This is a genomic window from Thermomicrobiales bacterium (assembly GCA_023954495.1).
Classification (GTDB): domain Bacteria; phylum Chloroflexota; class Chloroflexia; order Thermomicrobiales; family CFX8; genus JAMLIA01.
In genome coordinates, this window is the sequence record JAMLIA010000126.1 from 1 (window position 1) to 5,450 (window position 5,450).

Here is a 5,450-nt window from a genome sequence, read left to right on the forward strand (position 1 = left end):
GTCGTGCCGAAGACGCCGACGACTTCGACGCCGAAGTCCCACAGTGAGGCGGCGATCGGCAGGTAGGCGACAACGCGGGTCGGCTGGGTGTCGCGCGAGATCGTCTCACCGCGGTCGTCGACGAAGGTCCAGCCGCCGGTGCTACCGGATTCTTCGGGCGTGCCCTCTTCGGCCACGGTTGGAGAGGCTTCGTTCGTTGCGGTTGGCGATGTGTCCGCGCTGGATGTCGGCGCAGTCGTCGCCGTTGGTGCTGTAGACGTGTCATCGTCATCATCACCGCAGGCGACACCGGCTACGATGAGCGCCAGCCCTGGCACAGCGGCCAGCAGTGTGCGCCGCGAGAACGTGTGGACGGATGAGCGCGGTTGCTCGTCGGATGAAACCAACGGGCCTCTCCTTACGTTGTGGCCTGATCGCACCGTGAGCGCGGCGTGCGAATCTATCTGTGCAACCAGACAGCGGAATCGTCACCAATATCCGAGAAATATTGTCGGGATTATCCTACGCAGGCGCGGGTACGTGCGTCAACCAACGACGCTTGCGACTGAGATTCTCGGCGCTTCCGATTCACCCGGCACGCCTGCGGCCAGGGTTGTCTGAAACTCGGGGGGGTAATATATGGTCTATTACGATATATACGATCGCGCAATGCAAGACTTGTCTGCGCATGTCGTTAACAGGAGAGGCCACCCAAATGCGTCGGGCATCGATCGCGCCGTTCCGTCGTCGTATTCGCTCGTATCTCGTTGGCATGATCGCGCTGCTCGTCTGTGTCGTGCCTTCCGGGCTGTCGGCGCGCGCAGCGCAGGACATGGCTCCGCAAGCGGTGTTGACAATCTCACCGTCGCATGGCGGGTGTGGCGTCCCGGTTGACTTCGAAGGTAGCGAGTTCTTCCCGAACAGCACGGTTGTGTTGCAACCGTTGTGGTCAGCCAGCGCTCGACCGTACGTTGGTGCGGCGACGTATGAAGTCACTACTGATGGAGACGGTCGCTTCAGTGCCCAAATAGATCCATGCCCGGAGGGGATGATTGGCGGTGTCACCTGGTCTGCCGAACCACCAGGGCGTCCATATTTCGAGGATGGTGCCTTCGCGATTGCGACTTACACTCTCTTCGACATCAATTCGTCTCAATTCTTCCCCGAGACTGGGTACACAGTGTCTGGAGAGTTCCTCTTTACATGGCAGCAGGCGGGCGGCTTGTCGGTCTTCGGCTACCCCCTGACCGACGCTCACATGGAGCAGAACCCTGACACTGGCGAGGACGTACTCGTCCAGTACTTCGAGCGCCAGCGCTTTGAGCTGCACCCGGAATTCGCTGGTACGCCGTATCTCGTACTGCTCGGTCGCCTTGGCGATGAGCTGTTACAGGCGCAGGGCCGCGACTGGCAGTCGGAGCCGGGCGCTGATCCGGGTGATCCGCACTACTTCCCTGAGACCGGGCACGCCATCGCGCCGGAATTCTGGCAGTACTGGTCGCAATACGGGCTGGACTTCGGCGACCAACCTGCCTATTCGATTTATAGCTTCCGCGAGTCGCTGGCGCTCTTCGGCTATCCGCTGACCGAGCCAGCAGTCGAGACGAACGCCGACGGGGATACTGTCCTGACCCAGTACTTCGAACGTGCCGTGTTTGAGTTCCATCCGGAGAATCCGCAGCAGTGGCAGGTGCTGCTGCGTCGCACAGGTGCCGAGGTGCTGGCCGCACAATGAGTTCGGCTGTCGGTCCCTCCTTAGGGACAACCCGAGGCATGTCCTACGAACTGAGAGACGGCGTCGTTATCGCGCTGAGGTCTTCTTCGCCTGCCCCTATTCCCCCTCCTCAAAGAACAGCGCATCGACGAAGGCTTCGTGGTTGAACTCGGCGAAGTCGGTGACTTTCTCGCCGGTGCCGACGTAGGAGATCGGCGTGCCCAACTCGCGTGAGATAGCGAAGGCGATGCCGCCGCGGGCGGTGCCGTCGAGCTTGGCGATGGCGATGTCGGTGACGTCGGTCGCTTCGGCGAACTTCTGTGCCTGGACGAGGCCGTTCTGGCCAGTCGTCGCGTCGATGACGAGCAGGACTTCCTGCGGGGCGTTCGGCACGTAGCGCTGCATGACCTTGCGGATCTTGGTCAGCTCGGCCATCAGGTCGTGCTTGGTGTGCAGCCGACCGGCGGTGTCGACGATGAGGATGTCGGCGTTGCGGTTGTGTGCCGCCTGCATGCCGTCGAAGACGACCGCGCCCGGATCGGCACCTGGTCCGTGGGCGACGATCGGCACGCCGATGCGCTCGCCCCAGACCTTCAGCTGGTCGATCGCTGCCGCGCGGAACGTGTCACCGGCGACGAGCATGACGGTGCGGCCGCGGGACTTATGAAAATTGGCCAGCTTGGCGATGGTCGTCGTCTTGCCGGTGCCGTTGACGCCGACGACGAGGATGACGAACGGCACGCCGCGCTGGAAGATCTTGACCTTGCGGTTCTTGGTTGCGTTCTCCAGCAGCTTGACCATCTCGTCGCGGAGGAATGATCGGGCGATGGCCGGGTCGGTGATGTGCTCGCGGCGGATGTCCTCGCGCAACGCCTCGACGACATCCATCGTCGTATCGACGCCGAGGTCGGCCTGGATGAGCAGTGCTTCCAGATCCTCGAACAGCTCCTCATCAATGGCGCTGCGGTCGAAGAGGGCGGTGATGTCGGCGAAGATGCCACGCCGCGTCTTCTTCAGCCCCTCTTCGAGCTCCGGCTGAACCTCGGTACGACGTTGAAAGATGCGCCTGAGAATCACGATTGCTCCTTGGTGTGTGACGAGGTTGTGCAGATGGAATCAGTGAAATGCCGCGCCGGTTGAGGGCGCGGCGCACGTCGCAAGTATACGCCGCTGCCGGTGCGGCTATCATCAGGGGCGGTGGAGGGTAACCGATGATCTGGCCCTTTGGTCGCCGAAAACGCAAGATCCGCGACGCCCGGCGGCAGTATCGCGACGCGGCAGCCGAGCTGCGGCAGGCATCGAAGCGCTGGAACCTGCTCGGTCGCCGGAGCAGGGCGATTCGGCGCGCGAGCCGCCGCTACGAGGAAGCGCAGGGACGCTTGCGCAAGCTCGGCGTGATCGAGGAGCGCGGCGTCTACCCGCGCAACTGGGATTCGCTGCGCCGGAATGTCTACGCGCGGGATCGGCATCGTTGCGCGCGCTGTGGGCGCAAGGGCGGTCGGCGCGTGGCGCTGCACGCCCACCACATCGTCCCGCTGTCGCAGGGTGGCACCAACTCAATCGACAACCTCATCACCGTCTGCGGTGCCTGCCACCGGCAGATCCACGCCGGCGCGCCCTGGTAGGCCAGCCTCGGACCCTGTCCGCAGGGACAGACATATTCCCCGCCACTCGCCCACGTCGCGCTGTCCGGAAGATTCGCGACAGCGATGACGCACATCGATACTCTCGTTTGCGTGCTCACGATGGTGTGGGCATGATGACGGATTTCGATGTGGAAGGACACTTCATGGTCATCAGCGAGCGCCGCCGCTCGAACGAGGTCGTTGGCGATCTCATGCTCCGCGCCCTGCGGACCCGCATTCGTGGCAATGTCATTCTCTCCGACGATCCGCAGTACGAGGCAGAACGCGAAGTCTTCAACGCAGCCGTAACGAAGCGTCCGGCGATCATCGTGCAGGTCGCTGACGCGAAGGATGTTGCGACCGCACTGGCCTTCGCCCGCATGCACGACATGCCGGTTGCCGTCCGCGGTGGCGGCCACTCGACGCCCGGCTATGGTCTGGTTGACGACGGGCTGGTCATCGACCTGGCGCTGCGCAAGGACGTCGAGGTTGACGTCGAGCGGCGCGTCGCCCGTGTCGGCACCGGCTTGCGGGCCGGCGAATACGTCGCCGCGACCGAGAAGTACGGACTCGTTTCGCCGGTCGGCGATGCCTCGCACACCGGTCTGGCCGGACTGACGCTGGGCGGTGGCTACGGCTGGCTGACCGGCTCGAGCGGTCTGGTGATCGATAATCTGCTGGCGGTCGAGCTGGTAACTGCCGATGGCCAGATCCTCCGCGCCAGTGAGGACGAGCACACCGACCTGTTCTGGGCGCTGCGTGGCGGCAGTGGCAATTTCGGCGTCGCGACGACATTCGAGTTCAAGCTGCAGCCGCTGACGCAGGTGCTCGGCGGTCTGCTGGTCTTCCCGTTTGCTCGTGCCAGCGAAGTGCTGCGCGCCTATCGCGATCTTACAACGTCCGCGCCGGATGAACTGACGGCCTACGCCGTGCTGGCGACGCTGCCGGATGGGCAGTCGATTGCGGCCGTCATGCTGTGCTACTCCGGTGATGTCGCCGAGGGTGAGCAGGTCATCGCGCCGCTGCGGGCGCTCGGTCCGGTCGCTGACATGGTGCAGCCGATGCCGTATTCAGGCATGACGGCGCTGACCGAAGAGATGGCTCCGATGGGTTTTGCCCGCGAGGATGTCTGGATGAACGTGCGTGGCCTGAGCGACGTGACGCTCGACACGCTGATCGAGTTGGCCGCGCCGGAGCGGTCGCACGGCAGCACGATCATCATCAAGCAACTGAACGGCGCTGCCGCGCGCGTTGCGCCGGACGCAACCGCGTTCCCGCACCGCAACCTGCCCTACAGCATCCTGCCGCTGGCGATGTGGCCGACGCAGGTCGATGGCTCGCAGCTGATCGCCTGGGTCAACGAGGTCGAGGATGCGATGGCCCCGATCACCGGTGGTGTCTACGTCAACGGCGCGCACAGCCATCCATCGGCGATGGTCTACGGCGAGAACTACGCCCGCTTGTCCCGGATCAAGGCCATCTACGACCCGGAGAACCTGTTCCACTCAAACGAGAACATCATTCCAGCACAGTAGCGTTCGCTGCGGCCACCGATGCGTATGTGTTGGTGGTCGCTTCTTCTAACAGGAGTCCCTTGTGAACAGCATTCAGCCCGGCCCCTATGAGTCACTTGGCGATGGGTTCGTGACGTTTGATGATGTCGCCGCAATTGTTCGCAGCGACGTACCGACGATGACCGAAGCCGACCTTGCCGCGATTCTGTGTGCGATCATGCGCGAAGGCGACCTGCCAGTAACGCGCATCGTCGAGACGATTGTGCGCGACGAACTGGCGCGCCGTCGTGCGATGTTCCCGGCATCGGTGCCACTCTCGGTGCTGTAACGCACCCATCCTCTCTTCCCACCCGCTGCGGAACTCGGCTGCCATGAGCGCCGGTTCTCGGCGGGTGTTGTCGTTCACCTCGGCTATACTGCGCGCATCTTCTGCATCTGGACGAGGGGGATTGTGCGGTGGGCGAGGCCGAAGCGGGTACGCGCGCGTGGCTGGGGATGAAGGAGCTGCCGGAAGAGGAGCGTCCGCGCGAGAAGTTGCGTCTGCGCGGGCCGGGGGCGCTGTCCAATGCCGAGCTCGTCGCCATCTTGCTGAACACCGGCACGAAGGACGAGCCGGTC

General features: G+C 63.7%; 6 protein-coding genes. 4 read left to right on the forward strand and 2 right to left on the reverse strand.

From position 1 onward, the window contains the following. The coding region (locus M9890_15230; protein ID MCO5178306.1) for a hypothetical protein at positions 1-386 on the reverse strand (386 nt) is incomplete at its 3' end. Between the two features lie 308 nt (positions 387-694). Between M9890_15230 and M9890_15235 the strand changes: the two genes are divergently transcribed. Beyond that, positions 695-1,714 (forward strand): hypothetical protein, encoded by a 1,020-nt coding sequence (locus M9890_15235; GenBank protein ID MCO5178307.1) that lies wholly within the window; start codon positions 695-697, stop codon positions 1,712-1,714. 96 nt (positions 1,715-1,810) lie between these two features. On the opposite strand, the gene ftsY is transcribed toward M9890_15235, so the two are convergent. After that, entirely contained in the window at positions 1,811-2,770 is a 960-nt protein-coding gene (gene ftsY, locus M9890_15240) for a signal recognition particle-docking protein FtsY (GenBank protein ID MCO5178308.1), read from the reverse strand. Positions 2,771-2,904: 134 nt separating this feature from the next. On the opposite strand from ftsY, the gene M9890_15245 reads away from it, so the two are divergent. From M9890_15245 to M9890_15255, 3 genes are all read left to right on the forward strand, one after another. Then, positions 2,905-3,318 (forward strand): HNH endonuclease, encoded by a 414-nt coding sequence (locus M9890_15245; GenBank protein ID MCO5178309.1) that lies wholly within the window; start codon positions 2,905-2,907, stop codon positions 3,316-3,318. 134 nt (positions 3,319-3,452) lie between these two features. Then, positions 3,453-4,853 (forward strand): FAD-binding oxidoreductase, encoded by a 1,401-nt coding sequence (locus tag M9890_15250; GenBank protein ID MCO5178310.1) that lies wholly within the window; start codon positions 3,453-3,455, stop codon positions 4,851-4,853. A gap of 61 nt (positions 4,854-4,914) precedes the next feature. Beyond that, a complete protein-coding gene (locus M9890_15255; protein ID MCO5178311.1) occupies positions 4,915-5,160 on the forward strand; it encodes a hypothetical protein in 246 nt (81 codons plus the stop codon). The last annotated feature ends 290 nt before the right edge of the window (positions 5,161-5,450 follow it).

Excerpts from the sequence above, each read along its gene's own strand:
- M9890_15245 (MCO5178309.1), top strand. The coding sequence starts at position 2,905 with ATGATCTGGCCCTTTGGTCGCCGAAAACGCAAGATCCGCGACGCCCGG.
- M9890_15235 (MCO5178307.1), top strand. The coding sequence starts at position 695 with ATGCGTCGGGCATCGATCGCGCCGTTCCGTCGTCGTATTCGCTCGTAT.
- M9890_15250 (MCO5178310.1), top strand. The coding sequence starts at position 3,453 with ATGACGGATTTCGATGTGGAAGGACACTTCATGGTCATCAGCGAGCGC.